This window comes from Rubripirellula amarantea (genome assembly GCF_007859865.1).
Taxonomy (GTDB): Bacteria; Planctomycetota; Planctomycetia; order Pirellulales; family Pirellulaceae; genus Rubripirellula; species Rubripirellula amarantea.
Window position 1 is genome coordinate 3,254,721 of record NZ_SJPI01000001.1, and the last position, 22,155, is coordinate 3,276,875.

18 protein-coding genes are annotated in these 22,155 nt (G+C 53.5%); 11 read left to right on the forward strand and 7 right to left on the reverse strand.

Translation table 11 applies throughout. The annotated features are described in order from the left end of the window. Nucleotides 1–32 precede the first annotated feature (32 nt). The 4 genes from Pla22_RS11945 to Pla22_RS11960 all read right to left on the reverse strand — a co-directional run bounded on the left by Pla22_RS11945 (nt 33) and on the right by Pla22_RS11960 (nt 4,985). The gene (locus tag Pla22_RS11945; RefSeq protein WP_146514817.1) at nt 33–722 is read right to left on the reverse strand and encodes a DUF4956 domain-containing protein; all 690 of its coding nucleotides are present in this window, start codon (nt 720–722) and stop codon (nt 33–35) included. Next, the gene (locus Pla22_RS11950; RefSeq protein WP_146514818.1) at nt 707–1,411 is read right to left on the reverse strand and encodes a CYTH domain-containing protein; all 705 of its coding nucleotides are present in this window, start codon (nt 1,409–1,411) and stop codon (nt 707–709) included. Before Pla22_RS11950 ends, Pla22_RS11945 begins: the two co-directional genes overlap by 16 nt. 390 nt (nt 1,412–1,801) lie before the next feature. Further along, nucleotides 1,802–4,309, reverse strand: a complete 2,508-nt coding sequence (locus Pla22_RS11955) for a serine/threonine-protein kinase (RefSeq protein ID WP_146514819.1) — start codon at nt 4,307–4,309, stop codon at nt 1,802–1,804. Nucleotides 4,310–4,418: 109 nt separating this feature from the next. Then, on the reverse strand, nt 4,419–4,985 hold the full coding sequence (locus Pla22_RS11960) for an ECF-type sigma factor (protein WP_146515394.1): 567 nt from the start codon (nt 4,983–4,985) through the stop codon (nt 4,419–4,421). Nucleotides 4,986–5,204: 219 nt separating this feature from the next. Here Pla22_RS11960 and Pla22_RS11965 point away from each other — a divergent pair, with 219 nt between their 5' ends. The 3 genes from Pla22_RS11965 (at nt 5,205) to Pla22_RS11975 (ending at nt 9,441) form a co-directional block, all read left to right on the forward strand. Continuing rightward, nucleotides 5,205–6,518, forward strand: coding sequence for a hemolysin family protein (locus Pla22_RS11965; protein WP_146514820.1), 1,314 nt, complete (start codon nt 5,205–5,207; stop codon nt 6,516–6,518). A 348-nt stretch (nt 6,519–6,866) separates the two neighbouring features. After that, nucleotides 6,867–7,817, forward strand: a complete 951-nt coding sequence (locus Pla22_RS11970; RefSeq protein WP_146514821.1) for an exopolyphosphatase — start codon at nt 6,867–6,869, stop codon at nt 7,815–7,817. 136 nt (nt 7,818–7,953) lie between these two features. Continuing rightward, nucleotides 7,954–9,441, forward strand: a complete 1,488-nt coding sequence (locus Pla22_RS11975) for a DUF1593 domain-containing protein (RefSeq protein WP_146514822.1) — start codon at nt 7,954–7,956, stop codon at nt 9,439–9,441. Nucleotides 9,442–9,580: 139 nt separating this feature from the next. Here the strand turns inward: Pla22_RS11975 and Pla22_RS11980 are convergent, their stop codons facing one another. Then, nucleotides 9,581–10,531, reverse strand: a complete 951-nt coding sequence (locus Pla22_RS11980; RefSeq protein WP_242631957.1) for a helix-turn-helix domain-containing protein — start codon at nt 10,529–10,531, stop codon at nt 9,581–9,583. A 297-nt stretch (nt 10,532–10,828) separates the two neighbouring features. Between Pla22_RS11980 and Pla22_RS11985 the strand changes: the two genes are divergently transcribed. From Pla22_RS11985 to Pla22_RS12020, 8 genes are all read left to right on the forward strand, one after another. Continuing rightward, complete coding sequence (locus tag Pla22_RS11985; RefSeq protein WP_242631958.1) at nt 10,829–12,034, forward strand: zinc-dependent alcohol dehydrogenase; 1,206 nt, start codon at nt 10,829–10,831, stop codon at nt 12,032–12,034. Between the two features lie 177 nt (nt 12,035–12,211). Continuing rightward, nucleotides 12,212–12,619 carry a D-ribose pyranase gene (gene rbsD / locus Pla22_RS11990; RefSeq protein WP_146514823.1) on the forward strand — a complete coding sequence of 136 codons (408 nt, stop codon included), beginning with the start codon at nt 12,212–12,214 and terminating at the stop codon, nt 12,617–12,619. Nucleotides 12,620–12,674: 55 nt separating this feature from the next. Beyond that, on the forward strand, nt 12,675–13,676 hold the full coding sequence (locus Pla22_RS11995) for a D-ribose ABC transporter substrate-binding protein (protein WP_146514824.1): 1,002 nt from the start codon (nt 12,675–12,677) through the stop codon (nt 13,674–13,676). Then, nucleotides 13,673–14,329 carry a DUF2291 domain-containing protein gene (locus tag Pla22_RS12000; RefSeq protein WP_242631959.1) on the forward strand — a complete coding sequence of 219 codons (657 nt, stop codon included), beginning with the start codon at nt 13,673–13,675 and terminating at the stop codon, nt 14,327–14,329. The genes Pla22_RS11995 and Pla22_RS12000 overlap by 4 nt, the downstream gene beginning before the upstream one ends. Further along, complete coding sequence (locus Pla22_RS12005; protein ID WP_146514825.1) at nt 14,326–15,861, forward strand: sugar ABC transporter ATP-binding protein; 1,536 nt, start codon at nt 14,326–14,328, stop codon at nt 15,859–15,861. The genes Pla22_RS12000 and Pla22_RS12005 overlap by 4 nt, the downstream gene beginning before the upstream one ends. After that, on the forward strand, nt 15,855–16,826 hold the full coding sequence (locus Pla22_RS12010; RefSeq protein ID WP_146514826.1) for an ABC transporter permease: 972 nt from the start codon (nt 15,855–15,857) through the stop codon (nt 16,824–16,826). Before Pla22_RS12005 ends, Pla22_RS12010 begins: the two co-directional genes overlap by 7 nt. Before the next feature lies 1 nt (nt 16,827). Continuing rightward, a complete protein-coding gene (gene rbsK, locus Pla22_RS12015) occupies nt 16,828–17,775 on the forward strand; it encodes a ribokinase (RefSeq protein WP_146514827.1) in 948 nt (315 codons plus the stop codon). Nucleotides 17,776–17,899: 124 nt separating this feature from the next. Further along, nucleotides 17,900–19,246 carry a DUF1593 domain-containing protein gene (locus Pla22_RS12020; protein WP_146514828.1) on the forward strand — a complete coding sequence of 449 codons (1,347 nt, stop codon included), beginning with the start codon at nt 17,900–17,902 and terminating at the stop codon, nt 19,244–19,246. A 31-nt stretch (nt 19,247–19,277) separates the two neighbouring features. Here Pla22_RS12020 and Pla22_RS12025 read toward each other — a convergent pair whose 3' ends face one another. Next, nucleotides 19,278–20,282: a DUF1593 domain-containing protein gene (locus tag Pla22_RS12025; RefSeq protein WP_146514829.1), complete on the reverse strand. Its 1,005-nt coding sequence runs from the start codon at nt 20,280–20,282 to the stop codon at nt 19,278–19,280. Nucleotides 20,283–20,378: 96 nt separating this feature from the next. Continuing rightward, nucleotides 20,379–22,055 (reverse strand): alpha-N-arabinofuranosidase, encoded by a 1,677-nt coding sequence (locus Pla22_RS12030; RefSeq protein ID WP_242631960.1) that lies wholly within the window; start codon nt 22,053–22,055, stop codon nt 20,379–20,381. Nucleotides 22,056–22,155: the final 100 nt, after the last annotated feature.

The window sequence follows — 22,155 nt, forward strand, 5'->3', positions numbered from 1 at the left end:
AGGTTTTAGGTTGGGTGGAATCGGGATCGGGTCTAGCGTCGGGTTCGAAGTTCAACACTTTGCACTCCTTCAATCAGGTTGAGCCGGTTGAGGAGATCGGTTGGATTGGCGTCGGGACGAAGGCGGATGTTGTATTGCAAGTCCAACGATGCACCTTGCTTGCTGGTGGATCCGGAAGAGAACTCAATCTTGCTAAGCATTTGTTCAAAGACGTCTCGAAACAGCATGTCGGGATCGCGACCAACGCCAATTCGAATCTCGAGCCTAGCGTCGCCAGTCGATCCGACGTCGGTTCCTCGGGGGCGAACTAAGAACGCGGCAAGTCCAGTCACGGTCATTCCAACCAGGGCAACGGTGATTTGATCGGCACCAACAGCCATACCTACGAGCACCGCGAAAATCACAAACGTAATGTCGTGCGTATCTTCGACGACGGTACGGAAGCGGACGATTGACAATGCCCCCACGAGACCAAAGGCCCATGCCACGTTTTGACCGATGACTAGCGGCAGCATCGCGCAAAGAATGGACAACAAAACCAGCGTCGGCGGGAACGTCGGCATGAACTTGTCACGCGGTCGCACACCCCAGTAGATTGCCGCGATCACACAGCCGCAAAGAAAGGCGGTGCTCAAACGAAGTGCCATTTGGATCGCGCTGCTGTCGCCCGGCGTTCCTAGCAACTGCGTTGAGTCAACGGATTCGGTTAACCATGTTGGCATGTCACCACCTCGGTCGTCGTTCCACGTGACATCGGCAGCGTGATTGCAAGGGATGACAAGTCGGCTACTTTCTCGTTGGCTAAGTCAGACAAAATTGACGGATGAACAGGGAGCAAAGCAAACTGATAAAGCAATTGCTTGAACATCAGCGGCAAAGCACCTGTGAACTTCATTCTCAGAATGCTCGTGTCGATCTGAACGAACTCGGGGTGAACCCCACCGTGAAAGGTCAAGGGATGAACGCGAATGTTGCGATCGAGCGTTAAGCGACCATCATCGAAACCTTCGCAATTCATCCAGGCACGATCAAATCCAAGATCGAATTGCGGGATCAGATGTCGTTTGAGCAGCTTCTTGTGAAACCACTTACCCGCCCAACTCTTATCGACGGTTGCATTGCGTAAGTGAGAGAGCTCACTTGTATCGATGGTGGTTTGTCTCAGCGTGGACGTGTCTTTCTTCCAGCTCTTGCACTGCAAATCGACTGACCAAGCGCAATTGATCCGGCGAACTCGAGATTGTTGAAAACTTGAAGTTGCCCGTTTGGGTATCTCGCTGTCGTAGTAGCGATCCACCACGCTTTGACGCTCGTTCCGATCGAGTCCGAATCGCCCAATCGCTTGGATCAGGGCGTCCGTGGTGTCATCGTCAACTGCGAACGTGAATTCGTTTCGAGGGCAATACTTCAAAGGGAATCTCGCTGGTTCATATGGGCTGGTTTGAACGGCAAATCACCCGCTCAGTAAGTCCTGCGTGAAAAGCTGATCAAGGAGGCCAGCAAATCTTAAAAAAGGTCAACCTGCGAGATAAAAGTGTCTGGTTCGGAAGCTGCTTCGGTCTTCGTCTCGACCCCGTGACTCGCTTTCGCAACCAAACATCCGAGTATTAAAGGACGATCAACTTTGCCCCTGTGTACTACTGCCGCAATGGGCCCTGTGTACTACTGCCGGAATAGGCCCTGTGCACTACTGCCGCAATGGGCCCTGTGTACTAATGCCGCAATGGGCAACGAGTTTCGCAACCGCTAAGAATCCAGTTGCTTTATCGCCAAAGAAGGCTGTTGAGCGTCTGCGGACCGTCTAGCGGGCCAATCCAAGGGACTCACGGGTCTGCTGTTGAAACCTCCGGATCGCCGGATCCGTCTCGATCTTGGTTCCGGTGATCGCTTGGGTAGCTTCACGATGCAAGATGACCACTTCGACAAAGTCGAACCATGGGCCCGGGTTAGTGGAACTAGTGAAGGCGTCGATCATCTTGCTCAGCGACTCATCGGCCCTCGCTAGTTCGAGCTTAGATTGCGAGTCGTCGCCGAGTTGGTGATACGCGAGTGCTCTTAGCGAATGCAACATTTCGGCGCTTGGCCCTCGCGCCTGTGCTGCCATGTCGAGAAGCTCCAAGGCACGCTGGGGATTTTCGGCTCGCAAACTAGCCCACGCCGCAACGTATTGCACGATGCTTGGTGGTGCCAAGTCAAGAAACCTTGGCCCCTGATTAGGACCTCGGGGATTTCGCAGGTCTCGAGGGCCTGGGCCGCGTCCTTCGGGTCCTCTGAACTGGGGCGAATCAAATTCCGGTGGATTGAAAGTAGCTGCTCCCAAATCCGGTGCTCCCAATCCCGAGCGTTCAGGACCTTCCGGAGGTGATCCTTCAAGGGGGGAGTGATCAGGTGATGATCTGTCAGGTGATGATCTGTCAGGTGATGATCTGTCAGGTGATGATCTGGCAGGTTCGCGGTCCCCAAATCTGCGTCCAAAGCGTCCGGGGCCTTGAGCCATCGCGACGAGCCTTTCGCCGTCTGCAGCCCATTGTCTCGCATCCGATGAATGGGTCGGTGAGATTAGTAGTGATCGAAGGGTGTTCAAGGGCAACGGTGCTTCATCGTTGACGTGTGTTTTTACCAAACGTGCGCACAGTTCTTCGTAGTCCTCAGGTCGATCGGTGAGATAAAACACAGCGGCGGCGCCTTCCCATTGGCGACTGTCCACTGGTGCCTCTAATCGCATCGCTTCAGAAAAATCCTTCGCAGCCTCTTCCCACAAGCCCAAGTCGGCTCGCATCAACGCTCGCTGAAGCCACACTAAGTAATAGTTGGGAACAAGTTCGATGGCTTGCCCGAGCTTGGCATCCGCGGCGGAATATTCGTTGGCCACTTCGTAAGCTCTTGATTCGCCGAGCAACAGATTCGCTGTCTTCAAATGGTCGGCGAATTGGATGATTTCGTTGCGAGCTTCAATCGCATCATTCAATGCCACTTCTTTCTCATCGCGTTCAGCGACCGCCCGCGAAGCTTGATAAAGACTCGCGCCCGTTCCCACCAATAAAGCTAAAGCGACGAGCATCGCCGTCACCAGTACTGTTCGGTTTCTTGCCGCGAATTTTCGCAAACGATAGGCATTGGACGGGGGTCTGGCTTCGATCGGTTCGGATTCCAAGAATCGCCGAACGTCGTCGCTCATTGCCGAGGACGATTCGTAGCGACGGGTGCGGTCCTTCTCGAGAGCTTTCATCACGATCCAATCCAAGTCGTTTGGAATCGCCTCACGTCTTGCCGACGTAAGATCGGCAGCCATGGGACGCACATCGACTGCGGTGAGGGAAGAACTCGATTGGATTGTCGTCAGCCGGTGGCTGGGACGTGGTGGTTCTTCTTCGCGGATGATTCGCCGCATTTCGTCGTAGCCCGCGGTGTCCAAACGGCCGCGATCAAAAGGCGTCGTGCCCGTTAGTAGCTCGTACAACAGGACTCCCAACGAATAAATGTCGCTTCGTGTGTCCACATCCAAACCGCTCATCGCAGCCTGTTCGGGGCTCATGTAGAGCGGCGTACCGATCATCGAATAGAACCGCGTGTAAAGCGTTTGGTCGGTTAGGTCTTGCCCAATCGCCTTGGCGACTCCAAAGTCAATCACTTTCACCACGGGCTTGTCGTCGTGCAACGCCACCATCACGTTGGATGGTTTCAGGTCGCGATGAATGACGCCTTTTTGGTGCGCGTGTTGAGTCGCGGCACAAACGTCGCGGAATAATTCCATTCGCTTGCGTAGCGGGAGGGCGTGTTGATCACAAAATTCGGTGATCGGTTGCCCCTTAACCAATTCCATCACGAAGTAAGGCCGTGCATCGTCAGTGACTCCGGCGTCAAACACTCTGGCGATATTTGGGTGATCCATCATGGCCACGGCTTGCCGTTCGGCATCAAAGCGAGCCAGGATTTCTCGGGACGCCGTGCCCGGTTTAATGATCTTCAGGGCCACCTTTCGCCTAACGGGTTTTTCTTGCTGGGCGACAAACACCAAACCGAACCCGCCCTCGCCGATTTGTTCCATCAAACGATACGGACCGATCGTTAAACCAAGGTGATCAGAGATTGGCGTTTGGTCAGTTACCAGCGTTTCGGCAAGCTGATTGGGAAGGACAGGCCGATCGAGCGGGTTTTCAGGGCGGTCGTGCGCCAACAGCAACGCGTCAACGGCCGATCGCAATTCGACGTCATCACCGCAAGCGGACCGCAAATAGGTTTCCCGACCTTGCGGATCATCCTGATCAAGGGCTTCTAGAAAAATCGTTCGTTGACTCGGTCGGTTCATGAAAAGCAGTGCGTCAAGCCGAGTCGAATCGGGCCATCTCGTTTTGGGAAATCGGGAAAAAAATCAGCCCGACCATACGGCGTGCCTTACCGACATTCGTCGGTTCGCACTACGCTTCGCTGTCGATGTGATTTCGAAGCCAAGCACGGGCATACGTCCAGTTTCGTTTCACCGTACGAGCGGAAATGCCTAGAATGTCAGCGGTTTCGTCAATTGTGAGCCCTGCGAAATATCGCAACTCGACCAGCTTTGCCAATTGAGCATCGTGGTTCTCTAAATCTAGCAAAGCATCGTTGAGCGATAACAGCACATGATCGTTCTGCGGGCAAGCGGCGGCATCGTCATCCAAAAGTTCGCGGCGAACCAAGTCGCCGCCCCGTTTCTCGGTATTCCGCCGCCTGGCACTCTCGATCAAAATCCTTCGCATCGACTCCGCCGCCGCCGCGAAGAAATGGGCTCGCCCATTCCATTTTTGCTGGTCAGCGCCTCCGACCAATCGCATGAAAGCCTCGTGGACCAGCGCGGTGGGCTGCAAGGTATGCCCTGACTTTTCATGCGACATTCGGCTAGCCGCTAATCGACGTAATTCTTGGTAAACGATGGGCAAGAGTTGCTCCGTCGCCTGACGATCGCCGTTTTCGATTGCGTCCAAAATTTGGGTGACATCACTGCTCATCCCCTCATCGTAGTCGATTGGCACACCGATGTCGGTGCCGCTTCTGGTTGCCCCCTGCTGCTACAGAATTTTCCTGCTCCAATCTCGTTTTTACAACGATGTCGCGGTGAACCTGGTTCGCCGAGCATCAACGGTTGGCGACGCGATCGGAAAATGCCTTCCTTGGCAGACCGCGGTTTCAACTTATTTTCCCTTGGTGATTTTGACGTAGCGTTTCCCATGAATGCTTTTTTTGTTCTCGCTTTCTTGATCTTGTTGTCGAGCTTCTTTTCGTTGGCTGAGATGGCCCTGGCTTCGGCTCGCCGGTCACGTTTGTTGCAGATGGCTGAGGACGGGGATTTGCGCGCGACAAAAGCGATTGTGATCAAAGACCACCCCAGTCGCTTACTGGCGGCCACCCAAACCGGCATCACGGCCGCAGCACTGCTGGTGGGGATTTACGGAGAGTCCGCCTTGCTAAGCAGTGTGGATCGTCTGTTGCAACACAATGTTCCGTTTCTTGAGCCGTGGATTGGCACCATCTCTTTCGTGCTAACGATTGCTGTGGTAACCGCCATCACGATTGTTTTGAGTGAGATCGTGCCAAAACGAATCGCTCTTGCTCATCCAGAACGAGTCGCCGCATTTTGTGCTCCGTTCATGTTTGTCTTCATCCGCGCACTTTCGCCCGCTGTGCACCTGTTGTCGTGGCTTGCCGATTGCATTTTGTCGTTGTTGCCTTGGGACTACGCGCCCGCGGTCAGCAGCATCGAAGACATCCTCGCCTACGTTGACGAAGGCGAGCGATCGGGGACACTGGCACCCGAAGAGAGCCATCTCCTTAGCAACGTGTTGCGTCTAGATGAACGTCACCTAGCGTCGATCATGACCCCGATTGCAGATGTGGACTGGTTGGATCTGTTGGCGCCGCGCGAGCAGAATATGCAAGCGCTACGCGATTCACCGCACTCTCAATTGCCGGTCTGCAAAGGGGATTTGCAGCACGTGATTGGTATCGCCAGCAGTCACAGCCTCTTACAGTCTGCGATTGATGGCGACATCGACCTAGCAGAGATTCCGCTTGATCAACCATTGTTTGTTCCCGTCTCTCTTACGCTCATCGAACTCTTGCGCACCTTTCGCACGCAACGATCGACAATGGCATTGGTTGTTAGCGAGTTCGGAAATACTGAAGGCGTAGTGACGGTGGACGATCTGGTGCTTTCGTTAGTGGGCGACATGATGCCATTGGCGGATGATCCCGAAGAATCGCTCGCGGTAAGACGAGCCGACGGATCATGGTTGCTTGATGGCCTGCTAGCGATCGATGACATGAAATACAAACTTGAGATCGCCAATGTGCCCAATGAAGAACTGGGCAACTACCACACGGTAGGCGGTTTCGTATTGGCATCCTTAGGACGAATTCCCCGCAAGACCGAACGATTCGAATGGTCGGGATGGTCGTTCGAAGTCGTTGACGTGGATCGGAATCGAGTCGACCAAGTCTTGGCGATTCGAAGCATCGAATTACCGACCCCGGAGTTGGCTTAGGCAGTGACCCCAAAGGACGGAATGGTTCATTAGCAAGGGCGAGTGACCAGTATGAGCGAGGCTATTGACGAGCCGTCGCAATGCTTGGTGAGTTTCCAATAATGATCGTTGCGTGGAACGAAGCGGGCAGCGATACGCGTTGCTAAACAACGATAATCGCCCGCTTGCGTTTTCCAGACTTGTGAAGTCTGCAGGTGAGTTGGTCCGGCCAAATTCTTCCGTTTGCGTCTGAGATCCGGGTAGATCGAAGAATGTGATGAAGGTGGCATTTTTTTGCCGCCTCACGCAATTTTCGTGACCTAGTGTTTTGAGACTGGCCGTAATCAAACCCCCCACGATGCAAGAACTATGACTCAATCACAAAAGTATCGCCTTCTCACACGCAGTGACTTCGATGGTTTGGTATGTGCCATCCTATTAAAAGACATGGGAATCCTTGGCGATATCAAGTTCGTTCACCCCAAGGACGTTCAGGACGGCCAGATCGAAGTGAACGAAAACGACATTCTCACCAACCTGCCCTACGTTGCCGGATGTCATCTGTGTTTCGACCATCATTCAAGCGAGTTAGCCCGCGGCAACGGAGAGGAGCGTGACAATCACGTTCTGACTCCTTCAGCCGATTCGGCTGCAAGAGTTGTTTACGACTACTACGGTGGCAAGCAACAGTTTCCGTTGATCAGTGATGAAATGATGGAAGCGGTAGACAAAGCGGATGCCGCGAAATTCACAATCGAAGATGTTCTTAATCCGCAACGTTGGGAACTGCTTTCATTCTTGATGGACGCTCGCACTGGCTTGGGGCGATTCCACGATTTCCGCGTGTCGAATTACCAGTTGATGATGGACTTAATCGACTACTGCAAAGGTCATACGATTGATGAAATTCTGACACTGCCCGATGTTGATGAACGAGTGCAACTATTTCGTTCGCATGAAGCGAACGCGAAGGAGCAAATTAGACGTTGCAGCACCGTGGAAGGAAATCTCGTTGTGCTCGATCTTCGTGATGAGGAAACCATTTACGCTGCCAACCGGTTTATCGTCTACTCGCTGTTTCCGCAGTGCAACATTTCGATGCATTGTTTGTGGGGCCGGCAAAAACAAAACACGGTATTCACAATCGGAAAGTCAATTTTCGATCGCTCGTGCAGCACAAACGTTGGCGAACTTTGCTTGTCTTATGCTGGCGGTGGACATGAGGCAGCGGGCACATGCCAAGTCGCTCACGAAGACGCCGATCGAGTTCAGCAAGAACTGATTCGTGCGATCAATGCAGACGCAGCGGTCACAGTCTAAGCGAGCATTCTCCAGTCAGGTGATGTTCGTCTAGGTGTAGCTCTAGCGACCGTGGAGGTTCTATAATCCGGGATTGGCATAGCGATTAGCATTGTCAGTGCCGACGAACCTGAACGACAGCTCGAGAACCTTTGGAATGAACACAACGAAGATGCGGTGGATGTTGAATCGAATCGGGCGCGCATGGATCGTCTGCGGTGTCGGGTGTGCCTTGCTGATCGGCGACGCCATGTTGTCGGCGGCGGTGGAACCATCCGCACCCCGGGTCATCGTCACGACGGACATCACCAACGAGCCGGATGATCAAGAATCATTAGTTCGGCTGTTGTTGTATTCGAACGATTTGCAAATTGAGGGACTGATCGGATCGACCGGCATTTGGAAGCTGTCGGATCCGGCGACGCACGTGATTCACGAGTGCATCGATGCTTATGGCAAAGTGCATAAAAATTTGCTTTTGCATGATGCGAGCTACCCGAAGGCCGAAGATCTGCATCGAATTACGGTGACAGGCAACCGTGGGTATGGAATGAGTTCGGTAGGCTTTCGCCCATCGCAGGGGTCTCGATTGATCGTCCAAGCCGTCGACAAAGACGACGATCGACCGGTGTGGCTATTAGCTTGGGGCGGAGCCAACACAATCGCTCAAGCGATTTGGACCGTCCAGCATGAGCGTACACCCGAAGAGTTAGCACGCTTTCTAAAAAAGATTCGCATCTACGACTTGGCCGCGCAGGACGACGCCGGTGCGTGGATGGCGAAAACGTTCCCCGATCTGTTGATCGTAAGAAACGTCGCGATGTTTAAGGGAATGTCTCAGCGATTTAACTCTGATTCTTGGGAACATACGCGAGGAGGCGACGAATCCGTCTCGACGCGGCAATGGGTGAAGGAAAACATTCAAGAAAACCACGGGCCCTTAGGAACGGTGTATCCCGACGCACTTCACATATGGGAAGGCGATACGCCCACCTACTTTCATCTGTTGCCGATCGGCTTGAATGATCCCGAAAAACCGTGGCAGGGTGGTTGGGGCGGAATGTTCTCGCGAGAGAAACAGAAGAACGTCAACATCGTGGCACAGGAATACGCTGGTGCGGATTGTTCGCACGGTTGCTTTGTCAACGAAACGCCATACCTCGATTATTGGATGCACGCGGACGCGGCAGATCGTTGGGCCTACAACGGCAAGGAATACGACAACGCGTGGTGTTCGATCTTTCGCTGGCGCACGGATTTCCAGAATGACTTTGCGGCACGGATGGATTGGTGCGTCAATGATTTTCAAAACGCAAACCATCCGCCGCTACCCGTTTTGAATGACAATTCTAGCACCCAGGTGAAGTATCAGACGGTCCTCCCTGGTGAAGTAGTAACCCTTGATGCGAGCGGTTCGAGTGATCCCGATGGTGATCAACTCCATTATCAATGGTGGGTCTACGAGAGGGCGGGAACCTACGAAGGAGTCGTTTCGATCAACCAAAGTGAGACTGCAACCGCCCAACTTTCGATTCCTGCGGATGCAGCGGGCAAGGAGATTCACGCGATCTTGACCTTGCGAGACGATGGGCAACCTTCGCTAACCCGTTACCGACGACTTGTGTTGAATTGTTCGCAAGAATGATCAAACCCAACCGTGTTGGCGACAATCGTCCAAGCAACAGACGATGAGTTGCCAAACCATTCGTCGATGAACGGATGGTTCGCGGAACATTCAATCTAGGCACCAAGCAATCCGGGCACCAAGCAAGAAACCCGAGCCATCAACGGTTGCTTGCTCGACACTCTTTGCGGAAACTTCTTGGTGTGGTGCCCGTCAATTCTTTGAAAGCTCGGTTGAACCGGCTTAGGGAATCGAATCCGGAATCGAAGGCAACGTTCACAATCTGTTCATCGCTGGTGATCAACAATCGCTGCGCCTCGGCGATGCGATGTCGAGTGATCAACGTATTGAGCGTTGTTCCGAAAGTTCTTCGAAACAGATTTGCGGCGTAGTCAGGATGCAGGTTGACGGATTCCGCAATTTCCTTGATCGGCAATCGTGATCGATAGTGACGTGCGATATAGCAGGCCATCAATTCGGCCTTTTCAAGGTTGGGCGACGCACGATTCAGTTTCTGTTCATCGTCCAATACCGAGATGGCACGCCGAGGATGGTGAGCGCGAGCCAAGCGTAGCAAACGAGCTTTCAGCTCAAGCAGTACGATCTCTTTCAATTCGTCGGTACCACTACGCAAATCGCGATGCCACTGCTGAAACAGGGTCTCGTCGACATGCGAAACGGTTTCGTCGGTATCGGCCGCGATGACGTTTCCGATGATTAGTTGCGTTTGCAGTTTCTCGGGAAGCCCCCACTGCAAAAATCGTCCGAACGGAACGGTGATCACGTAGTAGTGCGTGACATCACGGAACTCGACGATCTGATGCGGTACGGCGGCCCAAAAAAGTGTTACCGTACGAGGTTCGACCGTGACTCGACTGCCACCGATTAAATAGGTCAGCGATCCCTCCGCAAGAAAGTTAATCTCAATCTCATCGTGGCGATCGGGCCGCTGCATCCGTTTGGGTTCCCAAACTTCGCATGTGAAGCCATACGGCGAGAACTCTGGTCGGTCCGTGTCAAAGTGCAACATGGCCTCAGGATAGTACAGGTTAGCCTCGTTTTCGATGGTGTTTGGGCTTAAATCAAGGTCTGGCGGAGCCTTATCGGCCACAGATTGCGTCCAGGCACGAAAATCACCGGACGTTCGATATTCCGAGCTACCTCGGAATAGTGTCAGTTTAAGACGTTTTCGAGGGAGATAAGGCTGATTCCAGTTGCCATAATCGGCGTATTAGGGTGTGGATTCTGTGGTTCGCATGCGAAGCGGGGCCGGATATGACGGGTTCGCTCGATGCCAGCGTCGTCCAGTCGTCCTAATCACAAGCCAAAGTTAAGGGCCAGAAGTCACGGGTCCGGCACTTCTCAATCGTTCGGTTTTCACCAGCACTATCAGCACTAGAGGATGGTCATGTCACAAGTATTGGACTCGCAAAACACCCAGCAGGTATCGGCAACCAAGCCGGAAACAGTGCGCGCGGTTGCGATGACGTCGCCCGGCCAAACGGAGATGCGAACGTATCCGTATCCGACGATGGACCACGATTCGGCAATTTTAAAGGTGGACATGGCGGGCATCTGCGGAACTGACCGTCACATTTACAAAGGCGAAGCAACGCAGTTACGTGGTAAGTCGATCTTTCCTTACGTCGGTGGACACGAGGTGATAGGAACGATCGTCGAAATTGGCGATAACGCCGCAACCACGATGGACTACGACAAGCAAACGCTGAAGGTTGGCGATCGAGTCGCTCTCGCTGTCGAAGTGAATTGCGGTCACTGTTACTACTGTCGCAAACACTACAACAACACGACCTGCTTGAACCAGTTGCAAGCCTACGGGTTGCACCCGAACTGCGATACGAAGCCCTACCTTCGCGGTGGTTTTGCGGAATACATGTACATTCGACCCGGGACGCACTTGTTTAAGGTTCCCGAGGTCATGTCGACTGACGTCGCCGTGTTTGTGGAAGAGATGGCCGTCGCGTTTCATGCTCTCGGTCGGGCGGCCGGGCCGTTTGCACCAGTGAATGAAGGATTTGGACCTGGAATGTCAGTCGCCGTTCTCGGCAATGGTCCACTTGGAATTTTGCACGGGATCATGGCGAGCATTCATGGTGCGGGATTGCGTATCGCGACTGACCTATCGGACTTGAGGCTGGCGAAGGCGAAGGGGCTTTACGCCGACGTGACGATCAATGCAGCTCAGGTTTCGATGGACGATCGCATCGCTCAAGTTCAGGAGATGACTGAAGGAGTCGGTCCGGACTTGGTGATCGAATCCGCTGGCGAACCCGAGGCATTTATCGAGGCTTTGCGTATGGTTCGTAAGGGCGGTACGGTGATCGAAGTTGGCAACTGGGTTGACCTAGGGAAGCCCGTGGCACTCGATGTGATGCGGCACATCAGTTCTAAGAATCTTCACATTCACTCAGTGTTTCACTGCGGAACCGATTGGCGTCCCGTGCTTAATATTCTTCATCAGCAATCCAATCGCTACGACTTCGCATCCTTGATCACTCACCGATTTAGCTTGGACGAATTGGTCGACCAGTTTGGAACCGTCACCAACTTCGATGAATGCTGTAAGATCGAAGTCTTGCCTCACAAGAAATAGTACGGTCCGTTTCCGTTAATGCTTGGCAACATACTTCGTTGCCGCTGCATTCAATAGCCAAGACTCATGCGATGTCGCGGTGCGGATTACGATGGCTCGTGTTCAATGCGTTTCACTCAACAAGGTTGACTCCATGATTTTCGTCATTCAGGAACGATCGTTGGCGTTGCGTGCACGATGAAACGCAATCGATTACTTAATAGCGAACTGAGCTACGAGATTAGCCGGATTGGGCACACGGCATCGATCACATTGTGCGATGCTGGATTGCCCATTCCTTCGGGAGTGAAACGAATTGATCTCGCGATTGAGAATGGTTACCCAACGTTCCTTCGCACGCTCGACGCAATACTGTCGGAAATGATGGTCGAGGAGATTGTGATCGCCAAAGAGATTCACGACCATAATCAATCAATCTACGACCAAATGATCCAAATTTTCGAAACACATTCGATGAACCCCAAGTTGACGGAAGTCTCGCACGAGGCATTCAAGAAATTGACCAGCGACAGCGAGGCGATCGTGCGTACTGGCGAGTGTACTCCTTACGCGAATGTCATACTGAAATCAGGCGTTGTGTTTTAACGCACTTTCGCGGCCACCTTATCTAGTGATTATTGTGATGAATCCAATCGAGGTTATGAATCGAATCAACCGACGGCTAGCCATAAAACTGGTTTGCACACTGGCGATTGTTTTGACGGGGTGTGGCATCACGGGGTGCAGCAAGCAGGCCAGCACAAGCAAATCAACGGATCAGGATACGACGGCAGTTAAGAAGGTTGCGGTTATCGTTTCAACTTTGAACAACCCTTGGTTTGTGGTCCTGGCGGAATCAGCCAAGGAAAATGCTGAGGCGTTGGGATACGACACCGTCATCTTTGATTCGCAGAATGACCCTTCCAAGGAAACCGCTCACTTCGACAACGTGATCGCGTCGGGATATTCCGCGGTTTTGTTCAATCCAACTGATGCCGATGGATCGATTGCAAATGTACGTCGAGCCAAAGAAGGGGGCGTACCTGTGTTTTGCATGGATCGCGAAATCAACACCACCGATGCTGCGGTCTCGCAAATTTTGTCGGACAACTTTTCCGGTTGCGTTGAGATCGGTCGCCATTTCGTGAAGACGGTGGGTGAAGAGGGAACGTACGTTGAGCTGTTGGGGCTGGTGGGTGATAACAACACGCGAAGTCGGTCCGATGGATTCCACAGTGTCGTCGATCGATACCCCGGACTAAAAATGGTGGCTCAGCAAAGCGCCGATTTTGACCGTGCGAAGGCACTCGAAGTTATGGAAACGATCTTGCAAGCCAATCCGGATATCGACGCGGTCTTCTGCGGCAATGACGCCATGGCGATGGGCGCCTATCAGGCGTTGTTGGCTTCCGGGAAAGACCAACAGGTCAAGATCTATGGTTTTGACGGCGCGGACGACGTGGTCAACATGATCAAAGAGGGCAAGATCGTTGCGACGGGAATGCAGTTTCCCAAGCTGATGGCCAAGGCTGCTGCAGAGTACGCGGATAAGTATCTTAAAGGTGATCACGAGTTGCCGCAGAAGGTGCCTGTTTCGGTCGAGCTTGTCCATCAAGGCAATGTCGACAAGTTTGGCGACCACGGCCAAAGGGATTCGGAGTGAACTTGGTCAAGCGAAAATGGTGGTTCGTTAGTGCAATCGTGGCTGGATCGGTCGTCGTGCTGTGCTATTGGCCGCTCTTTCATGTCGTATCGTTGGAACAAGCCGACAAGGACTTGGCTGACAAAAAGCAGGCTAGTTTTGAACCGGTGGCGTTCGTGGAAACGTTCTGGTCAAAGCAATTGATTCCGGGCGCCGATCGCGCTGTCGACGTATCCGAACTGATGGAAGCGATCCGCAAAGATCGGCAGGCTGCACGCAGAGAGTTCGGTCGAAGCGTGGGGCTAAGTTCTACCTATTACTACTTTGTCAGCGGCACCGGACGTGTCATCGACCATAGCTCAAATTCCATCGGGATAGCACTTGATGACAATGCTGCGGAAGTTCAAGTGTCGCTAGAAACAGGACCTGTGTTCGGGAATGCGGTTCGTGATGGGACGGCGTTGTTAGATGTGAACGATTTCACCAATTCGCAAGACTTCAATGCGGTATCGTCAGAAATCAATCGCCGAATCGAAGCGGACGTGTTGCCCGAGTTGCGTGAGCAATCACAACCTGGTGCGATGATCCGCTTCGTTGGTTGTGCCCAGATTTCAGACGAGGACACCGACCTGAATCCGTTGCGAGTTGTTCCGATCATCGGGGAGACGCCATGACGGAAGTAAGTGAGATCGTTCTTCAGGCCCGACAGATTTCGAAGTCGTTCCCCGGTGTCAAAGCACTCGACGCCGTTGATCTAACCTTGCGTGCTGGACGATTGACAGCGCTGCTTGGAGAGAACGGTGCTGGTAAATCAACGTTGATGAACATTCTTGCCGGTGTTCAGACTCCCGATAGTGGCGAATTGATTCTAGGTGGTAGTCCGGTTGCATTAACGAGTCCACGTCACGCGCTCGATCTCGGCATCGCCATGATTCACCAGGAACTCAGCCTTGTTCCTGACCTGACCGTTGCCGAGAACATCTTCCTGGGACGCGAACCGCGATTGTTTGATGCGTTGATCGATTACCAAACGATGAACCGTCGTGCTGCAGAATGGCTGAAGCTATTGGAACTCGATGTCCTGCCAACAACCGTTGTGGGACGATTGCGAGTGGGCCAACAACAGTTAGTCGAGATTGCTCGCGCGATGGCCGGCGATGTTCGCATTCTGATCATGGACGAACCCACGTCGGCTATCACCGAGCATGAAACGGAAGTGCTATTTCGTTGCATCAACGATCTGAAGCGACAAAACGTAGCCGTCGTTTATATCACTCATCGACTGGAAGAGCTTTCGCGAATCGCCGACGACGTCGCGGTGATGCGTGACGGTTGCATGATGGGTACCGCGGAACTGGGGGCGATCAGCCAAGAACAAATGGTCCACATGATGGCTGGTCGAGAATTGAAAGCCTCGGTTAGGACTTCGCATGCGTTGGGTGACGATGTGTTGCGAGTCGAAAGTGTTTCGCTGCCCCATCCCACACGTCCGGCGGATTTTCTGGTGCGCGACGTTAGCTTTCGTGTCCGTAAAGGCGAAGTGCTAGGGATATTTGGATTGATGGGGGCTGGCCGCACCGAACTGCTTGAATGCATTTTTGGTTTACACGATGGCGTGGCGACCGGTGATGTTTATGTCAACGATCGCCACGTTGAAATCCGATCGCCGCGGGACGCCATACGCAGCGGCATCGCGCTCGTTCCTGAGGATCGCAAACGAGACGGACTGGTTTTGTCGATGACCGTCGCGGAAAACGCTAGCCTGGCTAGTCTTGCCCAGGCCGAGCGGTATGGACTGCTCAATCGCCGAGCGGAACACGAACATGTGCAACGCTATGTCAAACGGTTCCGTGTGAAGTCGCCTTCACTACGTGAGTGCATCGTAAACCTGAGCGGTGGAAACCAGCAGAAAGTGATCCTCGCGAAGTGGCTTGCGACCGGACCGACAGTCCTGATGCTCGATGAGCCCACACGCGGTATCGACGTTCAGGCAAAGTCTGAAATCTACACCTTGATCAATGAACTAACCGCCGAAGGACTCGCCGTGGTGATCGTATCGTCTGAGTTACCCGAAGTGATGGCGGTTTCCGATCGCATCGTTGTATTGTGCGAAGGTAGGGAAACAGCCGAACTTGACCGAAAGCATGCGACGGATGAACAGATCTTGAGTGCTGCCTTGCCGCGAGGAGCAGCCATTCCATGCTAAAGGTTGATCGTGGCCACATTGCGAAGTTCCAGTCGCTCATCGCGCTAGCCGTGATGCTAGTCGGAATGAGTCTATTGTCTGAAAGTTTTTTGACCACGGAAAATGGACTGAACATTCTTCGCCAGATATCGGTGAACCTCTGTCTTTCGATCGGAATGACGCTGATCATTTTAGCTGGCGGAATTGACCTGTCGGTAGGAGCAGTGCTTGCTCTTTCCGGCGCGGTGGCGGCGGGCTTACTCAAAAACGGGCTCCGACTTGACTTTTTAGGTGTGCAATTGCAGTTCACCGTTTTCGGTTCGATCGTTGCTGGCTTGCTTGCCGGTGCCGCAGCAGGTCTGTTCAACGGAGTCGCAATCACCCGGTTCAAGTTGCCGCCCTTCGTCGCGACGCTCGGGATGTTCAGTATTGCTCGCGGTTTGACGATGTTGTGGACGGGAGGTTTTCCGGTCACGGGACTAGGTCCAACATTTGGCATCATTGGTACGGGCGTGTTCTTAAAAGTTCCCGTTCCCGTTTGGATTACTGCGGCGTTGGTGGGTGCGTTCGTATTGCTAACAAGGATGACACGATTCGGCAGACATCTTTATGCCGTCGGTGGCAACGAGCGAGCGGCATTGTTGACGGGGCTTCCGGTGACGGGTATCAAGATCGCCGTTTACTCGATTGGCGGATTGCTTTCCGCAGTTGCGGGACTGATCGTGACGTCGCGGCTCGATTCGGCGCAGCCCAACGCTGGTTTGGGTTATGAACTCGATTCAATTGCTGCGGTGGTGATTGGTGGAACTTCGCTATCGGGCGGTCGCGGAAGTGTAATGGGGACCGTGATCGGATGCCTAATCATTGGCGTTCTTAATAACGGTCTATTCTTGCTGAATGTTTCTCCGTTCTGGCAACAAGTTGTCAAAGGATTTGTAATCTTGGCCGCCGTAGCGATCGACAGAATGAGTCAACCGGAAAGGTAGCATGACTGAACACTCGACCTCTCAACGAAGAATCTGCGTCGTTGGTTCTGCCAACATTGATCTGACGTTTCGCACGTCGCGTTTTCCGGAGCCCGGTGAAACGATCACCGGCCGATCGTTGCATCAAGGCATGGGCGGCAAAGGGGCTAATCAAGCGGTCGTTGCGGCGCGACTTGGGGCACAGGTTTCCTTCGTGGCTAGAGTTGGCAACGACAGTTTTGGAACGCAAGCCATTGAGGCATATCAAGCGGACGGAATTGATACGTCATTCATCCGTCGTTCCGAGAACCAGCCGACCGGAACGGCAGCCATCTTGGTTGACGATCATGCGGAAAATTGCATCGTGGTGGTCGCGGGGGCAAATGCCGAGCTTAGTTCCGAAGATATCGTCGCCGCCTCGACGGTCATCGAAAGTTCCAACGTCTTACTGTGTCAATTGGAAACCCCGGTGGAAGCTGCGACGGAGGCGTTTCGATTGGCTCGTGCGGCAAACGTTTTGACGGTACTGACTCCTGCGCCGGCCGAACATGTTACCGGTGAATTGCTAAACCTTTGCGACGTATGCGTGCTCAACAAAACTGAGATCGAGTTATTGGTTGACCAGTCAGTTAATACGGAAGCCGAGGCCGTTCTCGCCGCCGAGTTGCTTCGCAAGCGTGGCGTCAACCGGGTCGCTTTGACGTTGGGAAGCGACGGTGTGGTGATTCAGGACGAACAGGGATCAATGTTCATTCCTGCTACGACGGTTCGGGCAGTCGATAGCACTGGCGCGGGCGACGCGTTCACCGGGGCACTTGCTGTTTCGCTTGCTAGCGGACTCAGTCTTGCCGATGCTGCTCGTCGCGCTGGAATCGTGGCGGCCATCTCGGTTACTAGACTCGGCACTCAAACGTCCTTTCCCACTGTTGAGGAAGTCGCCGACTGGAACACGAAAGAGGCAATGCAATGAGACTAGCCATGAAACATTTTAAGGTCAGCATGCGTCCCTAGACGATTGTGCCGACGATGCACCAATATTTTCGCTCCTACTTCGCAGCACCTTTACCCTCCCGATCGACCTACAAGCCAACGCCATGAACCGACAACTCTCTTTTATCGCCTCTGCTTTCGTCATCGTCGCTGGCATTGTGCCGCTCGTGCGAGCAGACAATTCATCGACGGTCTCTGACAAGCCTCGGATAATCACCACCACCGACCTTGGTGCGGACCCGGATGACGAACAATCCCTTGTCCGCTTGTTGGTGAGCGCCAACGAATTTGAAATGGAGGGGCTAATCGTTGCGACGGGGTGTTGGAAAAAGTCGCAAGCCGACACGAAGATGCTCGACAAAATCGTCGATGCCTACGGTGAGTGCGTTGACAATTTGAGAGTCCACGCAGAGGGTTACCCTTCGCTGGAGTATCTGCGATCGATTTCCGTGATGGGGCAAACCGGCTACGGTATGAGTGACGTCGGCGAAGGAAAAGATAGTCCCGGTTCTGACATGATTATCGCGTCGGTTGACAAGGACGATCCGCGTCCGGTTTGGGTTGGTTGCTGGGGAGGCGCGAACAACGTCGCACAGGCAATTTGGAAAGTGCGGGCGACTCGAACGCAAGCAGAACTCGAGTCTTTCCTGTCGAAAATGCGCGTGTTTGATATTCTCGGCCAAGACGATGCGGGAGCTTGGATTGCGAAGAACTTTCCCGACCTTTTCTATATCCGCGCAACCGGGGTTTATGGTTGGCAGCCATCGGATGAAAACCTCGACAATCACATCCAAAACCATGGTCCGCTCGGGGCGGTTTATCCCGATCGCAAGTGGGCGACCGAAGGGGATACTCCGGCCTTCATGCACGTATACCCCAACGGTTTGAACGATCCTGATAAGGTAGACCAGGGTGGCTGGGGCGGTCGGTTTAGTACGACCAAGATAGCCGGGATACGCAGCATGAAGCCAGTCACCAATGAAGGCGACTTCGATCCTTATTTGATGTATGGCAATACGTCCGAAGGAAGCAAGGCAATTAAACGCTGGAGCGACGCCTACGACAACGACTTCGCTGCTCGCATGGATTGGACCATCACCAGCCAACGATCGGACGCGAATCATCATCCCATTGCCGTTTTGAATGGTGACAGGACACGCCGCGTGTTGGACATCTCGGCCACTCCGGGAGGCACCGTGGATCTCAACGCCGATGGATCGAGCGACCCTGATAACGATGCATTGACATATGCATGGTCGTTCTACGAAGAGCCCAGTTCCTACGACGGCGAAGTGAAAATTCAGGGCGATTCGGACTTGTCTGCAAGCGTGGCTATCCCGTCCGCCGCGGCGGGTAAGACCTTACACATCATTTTGGAAGTCCACGACGACGGGGAACCTCGTTTGTACGCGTATCGTCGTGTGATCATCCAAGTTGAGGCTGCGAAGTAAAGCTAGCTGCGTAAGCTGGCCGAAACCGGTTCTACTTCAACGCATTCATTCTTGCTTTCCAGTCGCGAAGATAGTCATGACGCCAGCGATTGACTGTCTTCGCTCCGTCACGATTATTTTCGCGAAGCTCCGCCTTAGGGCTGTCGGTCCAGTAATGCGGACCGTGTTCGGTTGCAAAGAACGAGCCACCCCAGTGTTCGCCGGTCGGATCCTCCGGTGGACCCTTCAGCAGATAAAGCAGTGACGGCGTGTCCCCCATTTTGATGTCGCGTTTCTTGTTCCAAAACAGTTCGCCCAGCGCCCCGTGGTTTCGAACGTTGCGTTTGACGAATTCGAGATTGCCCCATTCGCCGTCCTGTTTGCCGCCCATGTACATTCCCCGAAATGTCGTGTTACTTTCGATCCACCAAAGGTCAGTGTGCCTGTTAAACAGGAAGTCTCGAGCGGCTTGGTCGTGTCGAGTGTTCCAGGAACCGATCGAGTACACGCGAAGCTTGTCCTTGATCGAAGGATCATCGTGGACGGCTTGAGCAACATCGGTGATGCTGCCCCAAACAAGAATCCAAAGCGGACGGTCGTCGTTTGCTTTTGCTCGCTGGACGATCAACCGTGAACCGTTGGTTGGTTGACTCCAGCCTTTCGCAGGCGCAGCTTCGATGGCACCTTGGACGGCGATGTCACGCAGTGCTTGAGGTGTGGGGTATTGGTTACCCGAGTTTCGTTGCAGGCGAGGAAAGTCAGCTTCGTAGGCATCAATGACCTCAGCGATATGCTTCACGCGGCCCTCATGAGGCGGTGACGAAATGATCCCTTCGAGGTCGAGCACGTCCGCGTAAAGCAACAGGTGGACTAGCGATTGGAAGTCGTCTGGGTCCGATCCGCCAATGTCCGTCGAAACAATCACTCGCGGGTGATCGCCCGCCAACGCTCCCTCACCCGTTGCCACGTTGCCTTGGTCGGCGCTCGCGGTTGGTTGGTAAACGAATCCAATGAAAAGCACAAAGCAGGACAATATGCGAGCAAGGGTAAAAAGCATGTTTGATTTCAAAGGGACAAGGCGGGACGCCAAAGGCTCAGTTTGGGAGCTAGCTTTCTCTGTTCCAAGACGATCTTTTCGGCGGGCGCAACGTTGTTACTTCGAATGAGTTGCGGACACCGTCGAAACACTGGCCGGAGGAAGCAAGAACTGTACCGTGTTGCCGACAGTTTTTAAATTCGAAATGGATCGAGGTTGAACGGCATCCGGAGTGTCGAACGTATTGTGGCCATCTAGTCGATCGGAGCGTAGTACTCGCCCATTCACATGGTCGAGGCTGTTTCCGGCGTAAGTGATTTCAACAGGGTACGCATCGGTCGGTGACGTGTTCACCAGCGATACGGTAATCGTCCCATCGGTCGCAAGCGATGCCGAGGCGGATACCGCGTCGATCGAGTTGATCCAAGGCTTGCCTGGTTGTGCGTCTGCTTTAAAGCTTGAAGGGGGATTAAGCGGTGGCGCTTCGGCGCTATCGCACGTGTAGATAGGGCTTTCGAAAGTCAATGGAATATGGCTGGAGCCCTGATGAACTTTGTACATCTCAAAGACGTGATACGTCGGGGTCAGTAAGATCTCGTCGTCGCGTGTCAGGATCATTGCCTGCAACACATTGACGACTTGCGCGATGTTGCCCATCGTGATGCGATCCGCATGTTCGTGGAAGATATGAAGGAACAGTGCAGCGGAAACGGCGTCGCGTATCGAGTTTTGTTGGTACAAGGCAGACGGCGTGTCAGTCCCCGGGTCATACCATGTGCCCCATTCATCAACGTACAGATCAAGACGCTTGTCAGGATCCGATTCGTCGAGGATAGCGATGTAATCCTCGATCAATTCCTTCACTTGATAGGTCTGCTGCATGACAGAGAACCATTCCGATTCAGGAAAATTCAATGCGGATCCTTTGACGTTCCAATCGGAATTGGGGAGCACGTAATAGTGCATGCTGAACGCGTCCGCGTGCTCGTGAGCGTTGCCCACGAGTGTCTTCATGAACGGCAAATCACGGCCACTAGGTCCGTTGGCGACTTTAGTGATGCGGTTGCCGCTGAAGTCGCGAACGTAGGTGGCGTAGCGGCGATACAAATCCGAATAGTACTCGGCGGTCATGTTCCCACCGCATCCCCAATTTTCGTTTCCCACACCGAAGTATTTGACTCGCCAAGGCTTCTCTCGACCATTCTTGCGACGCAACTGCGCGAGTTCGCTTTGCGAATCGCTTGTCATGTACTCGACCCATTCTCGCATTTCTTCGACGGTACCTGATCCCACGTTGCCAGCCACGTAGGCTTCGCAGTCAAGGAGTTCGCAAAGATCCAGGAACTCGTGGGTGCCAAACGCGTTCGTCTCTTCGCCACCCCAGTAGATATTCAAGGTGCGTGGTCGTTGATCTCGCTGGCCGATTCCATCTCGCCAGTGGTAGTCGTCAGCGAAGCAACCGCCAGGCCAGCGTAGTACAGGGACTTTTAGCTGTTTCAGAGCTTCAAGTACGTCTTTTCGATAGCCGCGAACGTTAGGTAAATTCGATTCAGGACCCACCCACAAACCGCCGTAAATGCATCCCCCTAAATGTTCGGCGAACTGTCCGTAAATCTCTGGTGCAATGGTGTGGTCGGTTTGTGAAGGATCCACCGTGATCTTAATCTGGCATAGGGCGGGAGTCGCAGTGAGAAAAGACAGACAGCCCAGTAATAGATAACGCAGGGTTCGCATCGGTTCGCATTGGGAATAGGGTTCAGGAATGGCGAGCACGTTTAGACGTCGCGGCCACATGTCGAGGTCACATTCAGTGGCCACATGTCGCGGTCGAATTTCGTGGGCAGGTGGCAAGCGATGGTTGCATCAGCCTTTGATCAAGTCATCTGACGACATC